Source organism: Vibrio astriarenae, assembly GCF_010587385.1.
GTDB classification, from domain to species: domain Bacteria; phylum Pseudomonadota; class Gammaproteobacteria; order Enterobacterales; family Vibrionaceae; genus Vibrio; species Vibrio astriarenae.
This window is the reverse complement of the sequence record NZ_CP047475.1, coordinates 604,887-624,155: the sequence shown is the minus strand read 5'-3', so window position 1 is coordinate 624,155 and position 19,269 is coordinate 604,887. Positions and strand designations below refer to the sequence as shown.

The 19,269-nt window shown below is 46.1% G+C and carries 15 protein-coding genes; 10 read left to right on the top strand and 5 right to left on the bottom strand.

The genetic code is table 11. The annotated features are described in order from the left end of the window. Positions 1-50: 50 nt before the first annotated feature. From GT360_RS03065 to yjjX, 6 genes are all read left to right on the top strand, one after another. Positions 51-1,520 (top strand): MltF family protein, encoded by a 1,470-nt coding sequence (locus tag GT360_RS03065; protein WP_164647456.1) that lies wholly within the window; start codon positions 51-53, stop codon positions 1,518-1,520. A 309-nt stretch (positions 1,521-1,829) separates the two neighbouring features. Beyond that, complete coding sequence (hpf, locus tag GT360_RS03060; RefSeq protein ID WP_164647455.1) at positions 1,830-2,153, top strand: ribosome hibernation-promoting factor, HPF/YfiA family; 324 nt, start codon at positions 1,830-1,832, stop codon at positions 2,151-2,153. Positions 2,154-2,389: 236 nt separating this feature from the next. Continuing rightward, positions 2,390-3,565: a prephenate dehydratase gene (gene pheA, locus GT360_RS03055; protein WP_164647454.1), complete on the top strand. Its 1,176-nt coding sequence runs from the start codon at positions 2,390-2,392 to the stop codon at positions 3,563-3,565. 228 nt (positions 3,566-3,793) lie between these two features. Beyond that, positions 3,794-4,843, top strand: coding sequence for a polyamine ABC transporter substrate-binding protein (locus GT360_RS03050; protein WP_164647453.1), 1,050 nt, complete (start codon positions 3,794-3,796; stop codon positions 4,841-4,843). After that, the gene (locus GT360_RS03045; protein ID WP_164647452.1) at positions 4,827-7,181 is read left to right on the top strand and encodes a putative bifunctional diguanylate cyclase/phosphodiesterase; all 2,355 of its coding nucleotides are present in this window, start codon (positions 4,827-4,829) and stop codon (positions 7,179-7,181) included. Before GT360_RS03050 ends, GT360_RS03045 begins: the two co-directional genes overlap by 17 nt. Beyond that, positions 7,153-7,668, top strand: coding sequence for an inosine/xanthosine triphosphatase (gene yjjX, locus GT360_RS03040; protein WP_164647451.1), 516 nt, complete (start codon positions 7,153-7,155; stop codon positions 7,666-7,668). Before GT360_RS03045 ends, yjjX begins: the two co-directional genes overlap by 29 nt. A gap of 66 nt (positions 7,669-7,734) precedes the next feature. Here the strand turns inward: yjjX and trpR are convergent, their stop codons facing one another. Both trpR and sltY read right to left on the bottom strand, forming a co-directional pair. Continuing rightward, entirely contained in the window at positions 7,735-8,031 is a 297-nt protein-coding gene (trpR, locus tag GT360_RS03035; protein WP_164647450.1) for a trp operon repressor, read from the bottom strand. Between the two features lie 76 nt (positions 8,032-8,107). Continuing rightward, positions 8,108-10,030 (bottom strand): murein transglycosylase, encoded by a 1,923-nt coding sequence (gene sltY / locus GT360_RS03030; RefSeq protein ID WP_164647449.1) that lies wholly within the window; start codon positions 10,028-10,030, stop codon positions 8,108-8,110. A 204-nt stretch (positions 10,031-10,234) separates the two neighbouring features. On the opposite strand from sltY, the gene ettA reads away from it, so the two are divergent. Together ettA and GT360_RS03020 are read left to right on the top strand one after the other, a co-directional pair. After that, on the top strand, positions 10,235-11,902 hold the full coding sequence (gene ettA, locus GT360_RS03025; protein WP_164647448.1) for an energy-dependent translational throttle protein EttA: 1,668 nt from the start codon (positions 10,235-10,237) through the stop codon (positions 11,900-11,902). A 339-nt stretch (positions 11,903-12,241) separates the two neighbouring features. Then, entirely contained in the window at positions 12,242-13,276 is a 1,035-nt protein-coding gene (locus tag GT360_RS03020) for a M23 family metallopeptidase (protein ID WP_164649555.1), read from the top strand. 59 nt (positions 13,277-13,335) lie between these two features. On the opposite strand, the gene tyrA is transcribed toward GT360_RS03020, so the two are convergent. Both tyrA and GT360_RS03010 read right to left on the bottom strand, forming a co-directional pair. Beyond that, positions 13,336-14,463, bottom strand: coding sequence for a bifunctional chorismate mutase/prephenate dehydrogenase (gene tyrA, locus GT360_RS03015; RefSeq protein ID WP_164647447.1), 1,128 nt, complete (start codon positions 14,461-14,463; stop codon positions 13,336-13,338). A gap of 20 nt (positions 14,464-14,483) precedes the next feature. Further along, positions 14,484-15,557, bottom strand: coding sequence for a 3-deoxy-7-phosphoheptulonate synthase (locus GT360_RS03010; protein WP_164647446.1), 1,074 nt, complete (start codon positions 15,555-15,557; stop codon positions 14,484-14,486). Positions 15,558-15,787: 230 nt separating this feature from the next. On the opposite strand from GT360_RS03010, the gene GT360_RS03005 reads away from it, so the two are divergent. Both GT360_RS03005 and btsR read left to right on the top strand, forming a co-directional pair. Further along, entirely contained in the window at positions 15,788-17,464 is a 1,677-nt protein-coding gene (locus tag GT360_RS03005; RefSeq protein WP_164647445.1) for a sensor histidine kinase, read from the top strand. A gap of 8 nt (positions 17,465-17,472) precedes the next feature. After that, positions 17,473-18,189 (top strand): two-component system response regulator BtsR, encoded by a 717-nt coding sequence (gene btsR / locus GT360_RS03000; protein WP_164647444.1) that lies wholly within the window; start codon positions 17,473-17,475, stop codon positions 18,187-18,189. Between the two features lie 8 nt (positions 18,190-18,197). Here the strand turns inward: btsR and nagZ are convergent, their stop codons facing one another. Next, entirely contained in the window at positions 18,198-19,181 is a 984-nt protein-coding gene (nagZ, locus tag GT360_RS02995) for a beta-N-acetylhexosaminidase (RefSeq protein ID WP_164647443.1), read from the bottom strand. Positions 19,182-19,269: the final 88 nt, after the last annotated feature.

The following is a 19,269-nucleotide window of genomic DNA, read 5'->3' as shown; positions in this document are numbered from 1 at the left end:
ATATTCTTGCCGATATTGAACTTTGTTATTAACCTTTAATTAACATTATAATGAAGTTTGAGGTCCATGTGATTCGCACACTCAGTTTGTTGTTATGCTGTGGCTTGTTGTCACTGAGTGCATGGGGATTGTCTCTGTCTCCTTTGCAAAAAGATCCCTACCTTGGTGATATGAAAACCTTTATCGACAAAGGTGTCGTGCGCGTTCTAGTGTCCGCCGATCTCGGCTTCTATTATATAGAAGCTGGCCGACCAAAAGGGATCATTGCCGAACTCCTCTACAACTACGAACAACAGTTGAAAAAGCAATCGCCCCAACTCAAGGTCCAAATCATCCCCGTCGCTCGAGACGAGCTGATTCCTTCCCTAACCAAAGGCTTCGGTGATTTGGCCGTCGCCAATCTCACGGTTACTCCCAAGCGAGCGTTACAAGTGGACTTTAGTGACCCTCTCTCTGACAAGGTTAAGGAATTTTTCATTTCCAACAAAGAGCATGCGCCCATCACCACGCTGGAACAGCTCAGTGGCGAGAAAGTTTGGGTGCGCAGCAGCTCAAGCTACTTTGAAAGCTTGCAAAGAATCAACGCAGAACTCGACGCAAAAGATCTGTCACCGATGCTCATCGAGTTTATCGAAGAGACGATGCAGGATTTTGAACTCATAGAGATGATCAACCAAGACCATATTAACCTCACGGTTCTAGATGGTCACAAAGCCCAACTTTGGCTAGATGTATTAGACAACATACAAATACATAAAGCATTCCCGCTTAGAGAAGACGCCAGTATTGCATGGGCAATGCGCAAGAACTCACCTGAGTTAATGGCATCAGTCAACAAGTACATCAAAACAGCAAAAAGCGGAACACTGCTCGGTAATGTGCTGTATGGAAAATACATCGATAACACGGGCTGGCTGAAACGTATTCTCAACCCAAGTAAGATAGAAAAGCTCGAATCCCTTTCAGATGTGTTCGAGCAGTATTCAGACCAATATGGATTTGACTCACTCATGATGTCTGCACAGGGGTTTCAAGAATCAGGGTTGGATCAAACAAAAGTCTCTCCAAGGGGAGCGGTTGGCGTCATGCAAGTGCTGCCAAGTACCGCAAAAGATCCCAACGTAAATATTCCCAATATCTACACGGTCGAAAACAACATTCACGCTGGCATCAAATACATGCGTTTTATCAAGGATCGCTATTTTGACGATGAGGCTATCTCACCAGACAACCAAGTTTACTTCTCACTCGCCGCCTACAATGCTGGACCGGCGAATATTCGCCGTATGCGGAGCCTTGCCGCCAAGCATGGCTATGATCCTAACCAGTGGTTTCACAATGTTGAGTTAATTACTCGACGCAATATCAGTCGAGAGCCAGTCGATTACGTTGCCAATATCAATCGTTACTACGTGATATATAAACAGCTTGAAGAGATTCACGAGCATGAAGAAGCGAACAATGCGGCCACACTAACAACTAGTCCAAGACAGTTTGAACGTAATGAGCGGGAAGATTAAAAAGTTCAAAATATTGAAGTGATATGAGTCACAAAATTTGACTGAGTAAAAAAACAACAAATACTTGTGATAGGCTGTAGGAAACCCCTAAAAAACGGGAGAATTTTAGTAATCACTCTTCCCAATCTAATGAGATTTTTGTGCAACTCAAGCTTTTTCTCGATTTATTTTCACGACTCGCAGGTTTCGATCACATTTGCCTAACACTCAAAAGTTTCGACACGTTTAAGTGATCTAGATCACATCATTTCAACGCTAGAATCGTAATCTGAAGTTAACCCATGAGGGATGACACAGAGGAAAAATACTATGAAAGTAAACATGACTGGCAAAAACATCGAACTAACCTCTGCTATCCGTGCCCATATCGAGAGCAAATTTAAAAAGCTAGAAAAGTGGCAAGTAGACATCATTAGCTGCCAAGCAACCATCAGTGAGGAACCGAACAAACAGAAAAAAATTGAAGCGGTGATTTCTGTACCTAAAGGTCAGCTCATTGCTTCAGCAAGTCAAGAGGACTTGTATGCAGCGATTAATGAAGTCGAACAGAAGCTTGAACGCCAACTCAACAAACTTCGCCACAAGCCTTCAGCTCGTCGAGCAGAAAAGCCGGAACTCGAACCTGTTGAATAGAGGAAACAAAATTCTAAAAGGTAGCGCCCACAAGGGCGCTATTTTTTTGCTTGACGCTCCTCGTTCGCTTGCTTATTGTTAACACACATCAATTAATTTTAAATAGTTATGCAAACTCTACGATTTTTCTTTAGCCTCTTTTTTATCTGGTAATCACCGGAGGCTAAATCGTTCGCGTAGCAATATATTTGAACTGAAGCCTCCCAAACGGGAGGCTTTTTTGTAAGGACTAGATTATGAGTGACACTCAGTATTCTTTGGACGAGATTCGACTGCGATTAAACGAACTCGATGACCAGCTACTCAACCTACTCTCTGAGCGTAGGCAAATGAGCATTGAGGTAGCTAAGAGCAAAGTTCAAACGTCAAAGCCAGTTCGTGACGCAAGCCGAGAACAAGAGTTACTGGTGAAGTTGATCAATAATGGCAAGTCTAAGTACCAACTTGACGCTGAGTACATTACTAAACTATTCCACACAATTATCGAAGACTCGGTTCTGCTGCAACAAGCCTACCTGCAAGAATTAGCGAACCCAGATCATCAAAAGCCTCTAGCTCGAGTGGCTTTTCTTGGCTCAAAAGGCTCATACTCTCATCTTGCAAGCCGCGAGTTTTTCTCACGCAAGAATATGGAGCTGGTCGAACTTAACTGCGAGATTTTCAAAGAGGTCGCCAAAACAGTCGAGAGTGGCCATGCAGATTACGGTGTTTTGCCTATCGAAAACACCAGCTCAGGTTCAATCAATGAGGTTTATGACCTACTTCAGCACACGACGCTCTATATTGTGGGTGAACTTACTCTACCGATCGAGCACTGCTTAGTCGGTGTCAGTGACATACGCCTTGAGGAAATCACAACGCTGTACTCACACCCACAACCGCATCAACAATGCAGTGAGTTCCTGAGTCGCCTCAAGGGTGTCAAGCTAAAAACGTGTGCAAGCACCGCAGATGCGATGAAAAAAGTACAAGAGCTCAACCGACCTGATATTGCAGCCATCGGCAACGCATCAAGTGGTAAGCTTTATGGCTTACAGCCACTTCAGGGTAATATCGCTAATCAAACCGAAAACCACACTCGCTTTATCGTTGTCGCTCGTAAACCTGTTGAGGTTTCAACACAGATTCCAGCGAAAACGACTCTGATTATGTCGACCTCTCAGCAGGCCGGGTCTCTGGTTCAAAGTTTACTAGTGTTGCAACGTTACGGCATCAACATGACTAAACTTGAGTCACGTCCAATTATGGGTAACCCGTGGGAAGAGATGTTCTATGTTGACCTAGAAGCACACTTAGACTCGAAAGAGATGCAACAAGCTCTGGTTGAGCTCACTAAGATAACGAAACACCTCAAAGTCCTAGGCTGCTACCCGACTGAGAATGTCAAACCGACTCAGGTTAAATTGGGTTAATACTTGTCATACCCACTGTCACACTCCGTGCAGTGGGTATCCCTGCCAAACTAGAAGACCATACCGAAAGCCAGATAAATTCTGTCACAACGATAGACTCGTCATATTCTTGACGATTAATTCGTGACCTATCTCTCTATTTTATGTCACCATAACCAGCCAAACACCGGTTTCAAGTGTGAGCTCTTAACTCGCTATACACAGTTTCACCAAGCAAAAGGAATTTGCATGAAACTCCGCAGTCTCTGTTGTGCAGTACTGTTCGCTGCGGCTTGTGCCTCAGCCAATACCACCAACCCGCCATTGAGGATCTACCTATGGGAAGACACGCTCTCTGAACAGGTTGCAGAACAATGGCTAGAAAAACACACTCAGCCAATCGAACAGATCCATTTTGATAATGACGATGAGCGCAGTCTATTGATGCTCAATAGCAAATCTCTGCCGTTTGATATCGTCGTTCTCGATAACGTCACCGCACAAATTTATGCGCGGCACAATATGTTTGAAGACTTGTCCGAACTCAATAACCGCGACAACAATCATGCTCGATGGAATGCGCTATGCGGAACGCATGCGGTTCCTTACTTTTGGGGCCCAGTTGGTTATGTTTATCGCCAAGACCTCATTTCCACCCCACCCAAAACGTGGGCAGAACTTGTCGAACCATCTGACGAGCTAAAGGGGCATATTGGATGGATTAAAGACAGCACTGAAACGCTTCTGCCTGCTCTGTATGGGCTCGGATATTCACCGACTAGTGAGACCTCAAGTGAGCTCAAACAGGCCTATGATATTCTTAACAACCTTGCACCTTCGATACTCACGTTTGAGTATGCGCTCAGCTATATTCGAAGCAACAGCCAATCTAACGAACTGAAAATAGCGCTTGCTTACGCAGGCGATGAGTACTCAATGAATCGCTTCCAACATCATTCACAGTGGCGCTTTAAAGTCCCTGAGGGCGAGAGTTTTATTTGGACCGACTGCTTAGCTGTGAATGCTCATTCAAGTAACAAAGAGCAAGCTAAAGCCTTTCTCTCGTTTTTAATGATTCCAGAAATTGCTGCAATAAATGCAATTGATATCAGAGCTGCGACTCCTAACCAAAATGCACTAAAACTCATGCCTGCAAGCTACTTGAATGATAGAAACTTGAACCCTGAAGACCCTTTTTTTGACGAAGTTGCCTTTGATGAAGAACTCTCTGTGATCAATATCCGTCAAAGAGCCAGAATAATCGACAGCATAGTAAAACGTCATGAAGCTACAAACTAGAATCTTAATTTTGGTTGCACCGGTTATCATTCTAAGTGCAGCGTTATCAGGGTATAGCATCTACCTCAACCAAAAAGATGCGTTATCCAAGCGAGAAGACAGCTATTTAGAACTCAGCATGGGCAAGCTAGCAAGCCACTTTAAAAATGCCATCTCAATGCTCAATAGTTATTCGCTCACCCTGACCAAGAGCGATATTATTCGCGACTATTACCTCAATTACTCCGATCCCTATCGCGAGTTACAGTTGGTTGATCGGCTGCAACAGACAATATCAACGCTAAAAGCAACCCCTGACAGCTTTGTCGGTATTGCCATTCTTGATGATAAACTGCGTATCCGCTATTACTCAGACAACAGCAAAGAGCCTTTTTCTACCTTTGACCCCCAGTTGTTTCAATACACTCGCTCTGCATATTTTGAATCCAAGCAAAGCTCACATACTGGCTACACCCAAAACCTGCAAGGGGAAGGTGTTCTGGTTCGCTATGACGCGCTTGATGCCAACACGTTAGCACCACCTCTAAGCTATAATCGCAACCAGCTGATGTTTATTGTGGTGGTGGTATCACTCAACGAATTCAATCAAACGCGCAAACATGTCGAGTTTGACAACGACAGTGCGATCTTCTTTAGCGACATACCGCCGGATCTGCAAAATAAGCCCCTGGCGCACACGGTTGCTTTGATGAATAACTTCTATGCCACGCTTGATCCTGCACAATATATTCTCGATAGCAAACTGAAAAAGATGGCGAGTAACTTGGTTGTCGCTTTCTCGCTATCATCCGTTCTAAGCATTTTGATCTTGCTTGCCCTGCTCTATCGCCATGTTATCCGCCCTATTGAACGCTTGGATAAACAATTAAAGCAAGTGAATCGCAGTCAACGCGATAACATCGAAGTCCTCTACACTGACGACGAAGTTGGACGCTTATCGCTTAGCTTTCACGAAATGTACGATAAATTGGCTAAAAGTTACGAAAAAACCAAAGTGCTGGCTGAAAATGACCAACTGACTGGTCTGCCGAATCGCCGCGTCTTCCAACACCATGTACGTTCTGCACTGGCCAACCTCACCTCAGAACAGCACGCGTATTTACTGTATATTGATCTCGATAACTTTAAGTATGTGAACGACAAGTATGGTCACCAAATCGGTGACCGAGTGCTCACTCGATTTGCCGATCACCTCAACAAGCTTGTCGAACGCTGCCAAGCTCAGGGGAGCTTTACTGGTCTGCCTTCGAGACTTTCGGGTGATGAGTTTGCGATTTTTATCGTTACGCAACATCAAGACCGATCGGTTGCTAAAGATCTCGCCAACAAACTGCTTGCCCCAATTCAAAACAAACGATCTTCCGTCATCGGTAATTTTCCTATCACCGCATCGATAGGCATAGCCAGTTACCCAGAAGATGGGCATGAGATTACTTCGCTTATATCAAGCGCAGATACTGCAATGTACCAAGCGAAAAAAGCAGGCAAAAACCAAATTGCCTACTATTCAAAAGAGCTCGACCGAGTTGTACAGAGGCGAACACAAATAGAGCGTGCATTGAGAACCAAGCAGTTCGATGATGAGTTCTCCCTGACTTATCAGCCTTATTTTGATCGCACTGGAGAAGAGATCGTTGGCGTCGAGGCACTACTGCGCTGGGAGAATGACAAGCTAGGCAGCGTATCACCCGATGAGTTCATTCCTATCGCAGAACAAATTGGTCTATTTGGGTCTATCGACCGATGGGTAATCAAGCATGCGTTCCAAAACTTCACGGAAATACAAGCGATCTTCTCGCACAGTATCCATCTGTCGATCAACTTATCTTCTGCGGAACTAGACTCCACCAGCTTGGCGCATTTCATTGAGGACTGCCTAAGTGTCTATGACGTTAACCCTAGGTTGATTGATTTTGAGATAACCGAGACGTTTGCAGGGCAGTCACAAGGGTTCCCACTACTTCATCATCTATCTCAACTGGGGTTCTCGCTGACGATTGATGATTTTGGCTCGGGCTATACGTCCATCACTCAGTTGGTTCAATACCCGGTACAGAAAATCAAGCTGGACCGCTACTTCCTGGAAACCTTGATGATGACCAGTAAAGAAAAAGTCGTGAAACCACTTATCGACCTGTGCCATTCACAAAATATGCTGGTAACGGCAGAAGGTATTGAGTCTGAAGAGATGTTTACTTGGTTAGCTGAACATCAATGTGATCACTTACAAGGGTTCTACTTTTCTGGACCGTTGAGCTTAGATGAGTTACAAAGGAAAGCCAGTAACGTTATTCAACTCAAAGATAGCAATGAAAAAAGTCATTATCGCCTCGCTTAATCCAGCCAAGATTAAAGCAGTGCAAAGCGCTTTTACTGCAGCATTTCCAGAACAAGCCTTCGACTATCAGGGTGTCTCGGTCGCAAGTGACGTCGCCGATCAACCCATGAGCAATGAAGAGACAAAAGCAGGCGCTATCAATCGAGTAAAGAACGCTCGTAGTGCGCTGCCTGACGCTGACTTTTATGTGGGGTTAGAGGCTGGAATTGAAGACAAGGCAACCTTCGCTTGGATGATCGTTGAAGCAAATGGTCTAAGGGGAGAGTCACGTTCCGCGAGTCTCCTCCTTCCACCGATTGTCATCGAAAAGATTCATCAAGGGAAGGAGCTTGGGGATGTCATGGATGAAGTCTTTTTCACCGAGAACATCAAGCAAAAAGGCGGTGCCATCGGTTTGCTTACTCAGCACCAATTAACCAGAAGCAGTGTTTATCATCAGGCGCTGATTCTGGCATTGATTCCCTTTACTAATCCTGACCACTTCTGAACGACAGAGACACAAAGAGGGCACTTGGCCCTCTTCTCTAATGACACGTTTGCTGACTAAGCACACCTATGGTTTGAGAACGAGCTGCTCAATCACTGCTTTCTCTTCGGCTGTCTTGGATTTTAGCTCTGTCGACCCACGCGTAATTGTCGCCACACCCACCCCAAGCATCTGACTGATCTGACGTTGAGACAAATCTCCTTTGAGCAGCTCAGAGACTATATTCACTCGTGTCAGCATTGCCTCTCGCTCATCCGGGGTCATCAACAGGGTTAATAGCAACTCATGTTGCTCTTGCTCTACCGACTCTTTGATAAGAGCGATGATCTCTTCCCACTGATTGTAATCCGGTTTTAACGACATGCAGGCATTCCTTGTAGTGACAGCTAAACCCCAATACTAACGCTAGAGAATGAAAAAGCCTATACCTGTTACGTGGCTAATAACGCGCATTTAGCTCTTGCTCGGTTAAAAAGCCATTGGGCTGATCCAGATTACTGCGATAGTAGGTTTCAAACATCAAAATGTTCTGCACATACCCGCGCGTTTCGTAAAACGGAATACTCTCAATAAAGGCAAACACGTCTAATTGGTTATCACTGCGTTCACGCCACTGTTTCACTCGCCCCGGCCCCGCGTTATAGGCCGCTAAAGAAAAAATTCGGTTATTGTCATATTGCGTCATTAGGCTTTTTAGGTACTGACTTCCGATCTCTATGTTCTTCTGCACATCATAGAGTTGGTCACTATTTTGGTAGCTAATGCCATATTTCTTCGCTGTATGCTCCGCGGTTGCTGGCATTATCTGCATAATTCCTCGCGCCCCAACAGGCGAACGAGCATCGACATCCAATGCACTTTCTTGGCGAGCGAGAGAGAGCAGCGTGATTAAATCAAGGTTATGCCGCTCGGCATAGAAGTTAAACCACCACTTGTGAGCCGTTGGGAACCGCAACAGGGTGTTATCCCACATTTTTCCAGCAATGGTTGCTGTGACGGTTAGGTGGTGCCACCGTTTGGTCCCAGCATACGCAGCGAGCATCTCTTTTTGCTCCTGAGAAGCGCGGTTTAATAAGAAACGCCATTCACTCTTTGCCGCTGCGATTTTATCACGCTTGATCAGCTCCTCTATTCGCACTAGCGCAGAGTTGAAGGGCGTCAGCTGTGACTTATCCAGCGTGACTTGACTCGTCGTGTATTGATACTCTTTATCCAAAGCAACAGCAGCAGCAACACTGTAAAAATTACGCTGCCCTAGCAGGGATTTCATCTGAGTCCCAGCAAGCTGCTCTTGCCCCAGCTCATGATTCGCCCGCGCTTGCCAATACGCCCAACGTAAAGAACTTTGATTGTCATCCGTTAATCGACGACTCCAATCCATCACACCTTGCCAATCTGCCGTGCCAATAGCGAGGCGCACTCTGCGCTCAATCAGCTTCTCATTACTCGTTTGTGCAATAGCATCATCACGCCAGCGTGTTAACTCGCTATCATCTGTATTCATGAGGCGAAAAGCTGCAAAATTCCTTACCTCTTGTTGCTGTTCTGGGCTCAAAAAACCAGATTTTAGAGCATTGAGTGTGCTAGGAACTTCACCTACCTCCGAGCGAGCGAGCTTCTTCAAAGCAATCACCGCTTGGTGCTGATTAAACACAGTCGCTTCGTTTTGCTGAGAAAAGCTCACCACTGACAGTGGTTTTTTATTCAGTTCAAGCATTCGCTGCGCTTGTTGCTTCTCGCGACCGCCCTTGACCTGTTTGCTCAAGTAACTCATCAAGCTCACATTGCGGGCTTCAAAGGCCAGCACCATTCGTTGGAGTATGTCCAGATCGGTTCGTTCACCAGAATCTGACCACGCTTTAAAAAGAGGGTCACAGGCATCGTTGACACTACTGCCACTTTGCCAAAGATCTTTGGCCCCGCGATACGCGTCCTCGGCACGACCCTGTTTCAAGTGAGCCCAATAATAGTGACATTGATAGCGCTCACCATTAGGCAAAGAAGACTGAAACGTTAACCATTCTTGCCAGCGACCTTTCTTTGCTAAGCCATCTAGGTAGGGGGCTCTAATTCGTGTGGAAAAGGGAAAGTCGCGATAGTCGCTGATAAACTGGTCCACCTCTTTGGAAGAGCGTTCTGATAGCCCGACTAAAAAAGCCCGGTAATCCACATAAGGTGTTAAAGGGTAATTCGCTATTTGAGGCCGTAATACCTGATAACGCTCTACTTGACGCATGTCGAGCAGTGCTTGTGCGTCATCGTATAGCTTGCGTTGTTCATCCAGTGTCGCTGCACTCGCAACTGAACTGGTCGCACTGAGTAATATGCCCATTCCAAGTGCTGTTGTACTAAGCCTGTTCATCGATATTTCCTTATACCAACACTAAGTCTTCTTTCCCATTACGCACTTAAAAGTAAAGGGAGAAAATGTAATAGATCTAAGTTTAGGATAAGGCAGCAAGATGACCATTTTGGTTCATTAATTTTAAGCCCAGTAACATCTTGGTTAGATTTGGTATAAAATAGAGGTTTGAATTTGCAATCATATTTTTAGGAACGATCGGCAATGGCTGAATACGTATATACCATGTCGCGGGTGAGCAAAATCGTGCCACCAAAGCGTCAAATTCTAAAAGACATCTCTCTTAGCTTCTTCCCTGGTGCAAAAATCGGTGTTCTTGGTCTTAATGGTGCGGGTAAATCGACTCTTTTACGCATCATGGCTGGCATCGATACTGATATCGATGGTGAAGCACGTCCACAACCAGGTCTCAATGTTGGCTACTTGCCACAGGAGCCAGTGTTAGATGAATCAAAGACGGTTCGTGAAATCGTTGAAGAAGCCGTTTCCGATGTTGCGGGTGCAATGAAGCGTCTGGATGAAGTTTACGCAGCATACGCAGAACCCGATGCAGACTTCGACGCCCTTGCAAAAGAGCAAGGCGAGCTAGAAGCACTTATCCAGGCGAAAGATGGTCACAACCTAGAAAACTCACTAGAGCGTGCTGCTGATGCACTTCGCCTACCTGAGTGGGATCAGAAGATTGCACACCTATCAGGTGGTGAGCGTCGCCGTGTTGCTATCTGTCGTCTACTGCTAGAGAAGCCAGACATGCTTCTACTAGACGAACCAACCAACCACCTGGATGCAGAGTCTGTAGCTTGGCTAGAGCGCTTCCTAGTGGATTACACGGGCACTGTTGTGGCAATCACCCACGACCGTTACTTCTTAGACAATGCAGCGGGTTGGATCCTAGAACTTGACCGTGGTGAAGGTATTCCATGGGAAGGTAACTACACCTCTTGGCTTGAACAAAAAGACGCGCGTCTACAACAAGAAGCGTCTCAAGAGAAAGCTCGTCAAAAAACTATCGAGAAAGAACTTGAATGGGTTCGTCAAAACCCTAAAGGTCGTCAGTCAAAATCGAAGGCGCGTATGGCTCGCTTTGAAGAACTGCAAAGCGGCGATCGTCAGAAGCGTAACGAGACGAACGAACTGTTCATCCCACCAGGTGAGCGTCTAGGTGATAAGGTGATTGAAGTCAACAACCTGACTAAGTCGTTTGACGGTCGCGTTCTTATCGATGACCTATCATTCAACATGCCTAAGGGTGCGATCGTGGGTATCATCGGTGCCAACGGTGCGGGTAAATCAACACTATTCAAGATGCTAAGCGGCACAGAGCAACCTGACTCGGGTACCATCGAGATGGGTGAAACGGTTAAGCTGGCGTCTGTTGATCAGTTCCGTGATGCGATGGATGACACTAAAACTGTATTCCAAGAGATTTCTGAAGGCGCTGACATTATCAAGATCAACAACTTCGAGATCCCTGCGCGTGCTTACTGTTCTCGCTTCAACTTCAAAGGTTCTGACCAACAGAAGATCATCGGAGAGCTGTCTGGTGGTGAGCGAAACCGTGTTCACCTTGCTAAGCTTCTTAAAGCGGGCGGTAACGTACTGCTACTCGATGAGCCTACCAATGACCTTGACGTTGAGACGCTGCGTGCACTAGAGGAAGCACTTCTCGAGTTCCCAGGCTGTGCAATGGTTATCTCGCACGACCGTTGGTTCTTGGACCGTATCGCAACACACATCATTGACTACCGTGATGAGGGTCAGGTTAACTTCTACGAAGGTAACTACAACGAGTATATGGAATGGCTCAAGAAAGAACTTGGTCCAGAAGCTGCTGAACCGCATCGCATTAAGTACAAGCGTGTGACTAAGTAATTTGTCATTACTGTTTGATTTTTAGACAAAGGCCGCTATTATTAGCGGCCTTTGTGATCTTGCTTCATATTTTTGGCACAATACAAATGTAACATCTTTGCCCTGCCACCTTGATAAACAAATAACGGTAGTCCGACTGCCACAAGGGCATGAAGCAGAACTAACTTGAACAATGACTTAAAGAGTTACGTCAACAATTGATCCGCGAGTCCGTTACCCAGTGAACGGGACAAACGTGAGTCAATGAAGCGTATCTTAAAACCAACATCGGTGATGACCAGCTCCTATCGAGAACTTGAACATCTTTCGAATTGGCTGCTGAATCAGAACCTTAAAGCTATGTCTAATAAAATAACAATCTCTATTCCTGCGAAACAGGGAAAGCAACACTTCCACCTGTCTAAAACCGGACTCACGAGCACCATTATTCTTGGTACAACGTTACTTTCCGCGACGGGTGTGTATGTCTATTCGACCCAAAAACAACTCACGCAGCAGCAAAGCGAGCTTTCTGCTTACCGCGTTAAGACAGAGCTTTCACAACAACAAAACCTGGCGCTACTGACAGAAAACCAAGCGCTAGAAACTGAGCTCTCACAGCAGGCTGATGAAGTCCATCAGCTGAACCAGGATCTCGCCCTCAAGCAAGATGAAATCAAAATGCTGGGCCAGCGTGTATTTGATGTAGAGTCAGTGCTGGGGCTGACCGATGACAATGATGAGCCTACCGAGCATCTTCTGGAAGCGCGTATTGATGCAGCGGCGCTCGACTCTGCAGTTAGAGCCACGCTGTTTAGGTTGATTCCAAACGATACACCAATTAACTACAACCGCATCTCATCCTCTTATGGACGTCGGACAAACCCCATAACCGGCAAAGTACATACGCATACGGGTATCGACTTAACCTGTAATGTCGGTGAGCCTATCTATGCCCCTGCCGATGGTGTTATTGAAACCGTTCGTCCAAGCAAATCAGGCTTTGGTAACTTCCTAACAGTGCGTCACGCTTATGGCTTCATGAGCTCATACGCTCACCTGCACCGCTTTAAAGTTCGCAGCGGGGAGTTTGTCGCGAAAGGACAACAGATAGCAACCTGTGGTAACTCGGGTAACTCTACCGGACCACACCTTCATTACGAGGTACGCTTCTTAGGCCACTCGCTCAACCCCCAGTACACGATGGACTGGACACCCGATAACTTTGACTATCTATTTGAAAAAGAGAAGAAGGTTAACTGGGCACCACTGGTAGAGTTGGTCGACAACTCTGTGCGTATGCAGGTCAGCCTGACCAACAAGCCACAGAGTGACGAATCGGTTGACACTGCAAGTCGGGGCGAAGAGCACGAAGCGGGCGTTGCGACTCAATAGTAGGTAACCTAAAAACAACAAAGGCGACCAGAGGTCGCCTTTGTTATATCTGAATGCAGTTAACCGCGATGGATATTGTCGTTGGCTTGCTTGAGCAAGTTTTGACTCTCATTCATAAACTGCTGAGAGTAATCGCCAAACCACTCACTGACTTGGTTAAAGCTCTCTACGAAATGGCCTTTATCTTTGCCATCAAGAATCTCAAGGGCTTCACCGAAACAGCGGTGGAAGCGCTTAATCATATCGATATTCTCTTGTGAAGAGAGGATAATATCACCATATAGATTCGGATCCTGCGCAAACAGACGCCCTACCATTGCCAACTCCAGGCGATAAATCGGAGAACTTAGCTGCAGAAGCTTATCAATTTTCGGGTTTTCACGGCTCAGGTGCAAACCGTAAGCAAATGACGTGAAGTGACGCAGTGCCTGAATCAAAGTCATACCATGGTCATGCTCACTGGCTTCAATCGGACACAAGCTTGCACCCCAAATTGAGAACTGCTCAAGCAGCCATTGATAAGCATCCTGGCCTCGTCCATCGCAGTACACAATCACCTGTTTAGCAAGACTTGGAACATCTGGACCAAACATCGGATGTAAACCAACCACAGGTCCTGAGTGCGCGTTCATCATTGCTTGCAGTGGTTTAGACTTTATCGACGTCAAATCACAAAGAATACAATCGCTTGGCAAGCTGCCCAACTTTTCAATGACGCCTTCGGTCAAATGAATTGGCACTGTGACGACCACCAGCCCTGCATCTTTGAGTAGCTCATCGGCTTGATCCCAATCTTTGCTACCCAGCACTTTAACTTGATAGCCAGATAGCGCAAACATGCGTCCAAACAAACCACCCAGTTGACCATTACCCCCCACAATCACCACTGAACGTAGCGATGGATTGAGGCATTTAAACCCTGAATCCTTCTCACTCGCATAAGACTCACGCATAGTGCGGCGCAAAATGTCTTCGATTAATTGAGGAGGTACGCCTTTTTTCTCTGCTTCTGCGCGGCGAGAAGCCAGCATGGCAGCTTCTCTGTCTGGTGCATAAATTGGCAAGCCATGTTCACTCTTAACTTCACCAACTTTCTCAACCAGTGCTAAGCGCTGAGCCAGTAGGTCAAGCATCTGCTTATCAACTGCGTCAATTTGATCGCGTAATTCGTTCAGTTCAACTGCCATGATGTTCCTTGTTACCTTCTTTATCCTTTCAGACGATTCTCTAGGAAAGGCACTAACTCTTTGTGTGCGTGACGTAATAGTGCCTCAGTTGAATCCCAATTGATACATGCATCCGTGATAGAAACACCGTACTGCATCTCTGGAAGAGGAATATCTGACGATTGATTGCCCTCATAAATATGGCTTTCGATCATCACACCGATAATCGATTTATTGCCCTCACGGATTTGGTGAATCACATCTTCAGCGACTAAAGGCTGACGACGGTAGTCCTTGCGAGAGTTTGCATGACTGCAATCAACCATCAATGCGGCATCAAGACCGACACCCGCCATCTCCTGTTCACACTCAGCAACAGAGACAGAGTCGTAGTTAGTCTGTTTACCACCACGCAAAATAACGTGGCCATTGGCATTGCCTTGTGTTGTCAGTAACGCAACCTGGCCTTCACGGTTAATCCCCATAAAACGGTGACTTGAAGAAGCGGCTTGCATCGCGTTGATTGCCGTCGAAAGGCTACCATCAGTACCATTTTTAAATCCAATTGGCATTGACAGACCACTCGCCATTTCACGGTGAGTTTGCGATTCTGTGGTGCGAGCACCGATCGCTGCCCAGCTAAAGGTATCGGCTAGGTATTGAGGACTGATAGGATCAAGGGCTTCAGTCGCTAGCGGGATCTCCATCTCAGCCAGCTCAACTAACAGTTGACGACCCACATGTAGACCATGCTCTATATCGAATGAGCCATCGAGATGTGGGTCATTGATCAAGCCCTTCCAACCGACCGTTGTTCTTGGTTTTTCAAAGTAAACACGCATCACTAAGTAAAGCTGATCGCTTAGCTCCTCGGAAAGAGCTTTCAGACGCTTTGCGTAGTCTTTAGCAGCATCAATGTCGTGGATAGAACAAGGGCCACACACCACAAGCAGACGATGATCTTTCTTGTGAAGGATATTAGCGATTGTTTCACGAGAGTCTTGGATAAAACGGCGAGCGTTGTCACTCAGAGGGATCTTCGCTTTTAGCTCCTCGGGTGTAATTAGAACCTGCTCATCGCTGATGTTAATATTGCTTAATTCACTTCTCTGCATAACCATACCTGTAAACTTTTAATTACACCGACAAATCCTCTGTCGGTAGAATAACAATTTCCAGCTAAGTTAACAGCTCAAAGATTATTTGCAAGTGTATACATTAAAAAACACACCGTAAAAAATAATTTACACTCGTGTTATATTGTTATTTTGAGACCCTTTTCCCTCCCATTGAGCACAAAATTGATTACCCTTTAGGGTCACTCTTTGCCCGAACGGATAGCCCAATGGATCTGATTATTTCACTACTACAACAAATGTGTGTCTATTTGATGCTGGCATACATGTTGAGTAAAACCCCCATATTCAGGCCCTTGCTTGGTGCTTCCGACCACCTAAGTCACCGAATTAGCGTCTACTTTATCTTTTCTTCATTTTGTATTCTCGGTACCTACTTTGGTCTACAAATTAATGATGCGATAGCCAACACTCGAGCTATTGGCGCTGTAATGGGAGGGTTGTTCGGTGGCCCAGTGGTGGGTTTTTTTGTTGGTTTGACTGGTGGGCTGCACCGTTACAGCTTGGGTGGCTTTACTGACCTTGCTTGCGCAGTTTCAACCACGACAGAGGGACTGATTGGCGGCTTGGTTCACCTCTACTTTGTGCGTAACAACCGCACTGACCAGATATTTAATCCATTGATGGTCTTTTGCGTCACTTTGTTCGCCGAAATTGCCCAAATGGTGCTTATTTTGATGATAGCTAAACCATTTAGCCAAGCCTATGCACTGGTTTCAGATATCGCGGCACCGATGATCATTGCCAATTCCATCGGTGCGGCACTGTTTATGAGTATCTTGCAAGACAGAAAAACCATTTTCGACGAGTATTCCGCCATGTTTTCGCGACGAGCATTGCGAATCGCCGAACGCTCGGTGGGCATTATGGCGTCAGGGTTCGAGATCCACAATGCGGAAAAGATCGCAAACATCATCTTTGAGGAAACCAGCGTTGGTGCCGTAGCAATCACGGATAATCATAAGATTTTGGCTTTTGTGGGCATGGGAAAAGATCATCATGTTCCAGGAAGACCCATCTCCTCACAAAGTACCCTAGATTCAATGTCACAGAATCGTATCATCTACCTTAACGGCAGAGAACAGCCTTACCAGTGCTCTATCTCCCCATCATGTAGGCTGGGTTCAGCGTTGATCATCCCATTGCGTGCTGGAGACCGCGTGGTGGGTACCATCAAGCTCTATGAGCCGAAACGTAAGCTCTTCTCGACCGTCAATATGTCCATGGCACAGGGTATTGCACAGTTGCTTTCAAGCCAAATCTTGTACGGTGAATATCAACAGAAACAGAACCTACTGTCTCAAGCAGAGATAAAACTACTACAAGCCCAAATTAACCCTCATTTCCTGTTCAATGCCCTCAATACGATTAGTGCTGTGATACGCAAAGACCCAACGAAAGCGCGCAGCCTGATTCAGCACCTATCGCAATTTTTCCGCAGCAACTTAAAGCAGAATATTGAAACGGTGACGCTGAGAGAAGAGCTCGCACATGTGAGCGCCTATTTGACGATTGAGCAAGCTCGCTTTTCTGATCGCCTCGCGGTTCATATCAATATTGCTGAGGAACTGCTTGAGCGACAGGTGCCTAGTTTCACCCTGCAACCGTTAGTAGAAAACGCGATTAAACATGGTATTTCCAACCTGCTAGAAGATGGTCAACTCAATATCTACAGTGAGCCGATGAGCTGTGGCTACAAAATAGTGGTGGAAGATAATGCGGGTAGCTATCGCGTTCCTGATAAGAAACACCTCGGGCTTGGCATGCAAATTGTCGACAAGCGTCTCGTTAATCAATTTGGACCCGCGGCAAAACTCACGACCGATGTTAAAGTTAACCAGTACACACGAATGAGCTTTATCATTCCCGGTAAGATGACCATATAAGGGCAGCCATGCTTTCCGCTTTAGTAATTGATGATGAGCTATTGGCTCGTGAGGAGCTATCAGAGCTTCTTGAAGAGTCGAACAAAATCCGAGTGATCGACACCGCAAGTAATGCGATTGAGGGACTCAAAAAGATTAATCAGTTGAAACCGGATGTCGTATTTCTTGATATCCAGATGCCACAAATTACCGGTATCGAGCTGCTTGGTATGCTTGATCCTGACACCATGCCCAAGGTGGTCTTTGTCACTGCGTATGATCAGTACGCAATCCAAGCTTTTGAGGACAACGCCTTTGATTATCTGCTAAAACCCGTCGACCCACAGCGCCTTGAAAAGACGATATGTCGCCTTGGCAAGGTTCACACTAAGCAAGTCAACCTCAGCCAACTGGCACCAGAACAGTTGATTCATGTGCCGTGTATCGGACTCAATCGCATTATGATCATCCCTGCTGAAGAGGTGCAGTTTGCTTACAGCGACATTAGTGGTGTACAAGTTCAAACTCATGAGCAGCTTGCCACGTCGCAGCTTACCTTGAAAGTGCTTGAGGAAAAAACCTCTCTGCTGCGTTGTCATCGCCAATATTTGATCAATATAAAATCAATCAAAGAGATCAAGCTACTCGAAAACGGATTAGCCGAAATAGTCACCTGCAGCGGCCATACGGTCCCCGTTAGCCGCCGCTATCTAAAAAACCTCAAAGAGAAACTGGGGTTCCACTAAATTCACCATTATTGGTCGAGCATTTTGGCCATCGCCTGTGAAGCCGATTTCCACTCTTGGGAGCGCTTGAGCTCATCGAAAGTAAAGCTCTGGCGCTTTAACAGTGTTTTTGCGTCTACTTTTTGAATCGGTAAACGATCAAGTGCCGCAACCTGCGCGTCGCGTTTATTGCACATCAACAACATGTCACAGCCCGCCTCAAGAGCTTGCATTGCTCTATCAGCAGGTCCCCCCATAATAGAAGCGCCTTCCATAGTCAGATCGTCTGAGAACACTATACCTCGAAAGCCTAGCTGTTCTCTCAGAACCTTCTTGAGCCAATAGCTAGAGCCGCTTGCAGGTTGATTATCATAGTGTGGATAGACGACGTGGGCCGGCATCATGGCATCAAGAACACCAGCGTCAATCTGCGCCTTGAATATCGCCATGTCTGTCTCGAAGATTTTGTCACTGTGATTAAAGGGTGTCTCTAGATGGGAGTCACTTGTCACTCCTCCATGACCTGGAAAATGTTTTCCGGTGGTCGCCATGCCAATTGACTTCATACCGCGCATAAATGCCCTGCTGTGACGCAAAATCGTCTCGATGTCTTCACCAAAAGATCGATTACCTATCGCTTTGCTCTCATGCCCTTGATCGAGTACAGGTGCAAAACTTAAATCAATATCATGTGCCATCACTTCTGCCGCCATCAGCCAACCAGCTTGTTCGGCAAGGTCTTCACCGTCGGGTTTCTCAGCATAAAGCTGAGCGGCTGGGATTGAGCTAAATCCGTCTCTGAAACGCTGTACTCGCCCACCTTCTTGGTCAACACCGATCAAGATTGGACGCTTGGCGGCTTTGCGCATTGATTGCGTTAAAGCACTTAACTGCTCACTATCATGGTAGTTCCTTGCAAACAAAATGATACCGCCAACCGTCGGATGCTCAATGATTTCACGATCCTCGGCTGTCAGTTCATAGCCCTCAACATCAATCCATAACGGTCCCATTTTTGACTCCAAAAATTTGGTAATTTCTCTGCTAATTGAGACTATTCACTTTATGATTGCATTACAATGGATTTCTTATTTGCCAAGA

Bases quoted from the DNA above. Each gene is read 5' to 3' on its own strand.
- yjjX (WP_164647451.1), top strand. From the start codon at position 7,153: ATGAAAAAAGTCATTATCGCCTCGCTTAATCCAGCCAAGATTAAAGCA.
- GT360_RS03005 (WP_164647445.1), top strand. From the start codon at position 15,788: ATGGATCTGATTATTTCACTACTACAACAAATGTGTGTCTATTTGATG.
- sltY (WP_164647449.1), bottom strand. From the start codon at position 10,030: ATGAACAGGCTTAGTACAACAGCACTTGGAATGGGCATATTACTCAGT.
- GT360_RS03065 (WP_164647456.1), top strand. From the start codon at position 51: ATGAAGTTTGAGGTCCATGTGATTCGCACACTCAGTTTGTTGTTATGC.
- nagZ (WP_164647443.1), bottom strand. From the start codon at position 19,181: ATGGGACCGTTATGGATTGATGTTGAGGGCTATGAACTGACAGCCGAG.
- trpR (WP_164647450.1), bottom strand. From the start codon at position 8,031: ATGTCGTTAAAACCGGATTACAATCAGTGGGAAGAGATCATCGCTCTT.
- ettA (WP_164647448.1), top strand. From the start codon at position 10,235: ATGGCTGAATACGTATATACCATGTCGCGGGTGAGCAAAATCGTGCCA.
- GT360_RS03050 (WP_164647453.1), top strand. From the start codon at position 3,794: ATGAAACTCCGCAGTCTCTGTTGTGCAGTACTGTTCGCTGCGGCTTGT.
- GT360_RS03045 (WP_164647452.1), top strand. From the start codon at position 4,827: ATGAAGCTACAAACTAGAATCTTAATTTTGGTTGCACCGGTTATCATT.
- btsR (WP_164647444.1), top strand. From the start codon at position 17,473: ATGCTTTCCGCTTTAGTAATTGATGATGAGCTATTGGCTCGTGAGGAG.
- pheA (WP_164647454.1), top strand. From the start codon at position 2,390: ATGAGTGACACTCAGTATTCTTTGGACGAGATTCGACTGCGATTAAAC.
- GT360_RS03020 (WP_164649555.1), top strand. From the start codon at position 12,242: ATGTCTAATAAAATAACAATCTCTATTCCTGCGAAACAGGGAAAGCAA.
- hpf (WP_164647455.1), top strand. From the start codon at position 1,830: ATGAAAGTAAACATGACTGGCAAAAACATCGAACTAACCTCTGCTATC.
- GT360_RS03010 (WP_164647446.1), bottom strand. From the start codon at position 15,557: ATGCAGAGAAGTGAATTAAGCAATATTAACATCAGCGATGAGCAGGTT.
- tyrA (WP_164647447.1), bottom strand. From the start codon at position 14,463: ATGGCAGTTGAACTGAACGAATTACGCGATCAAATTGACGCAGTTGAT.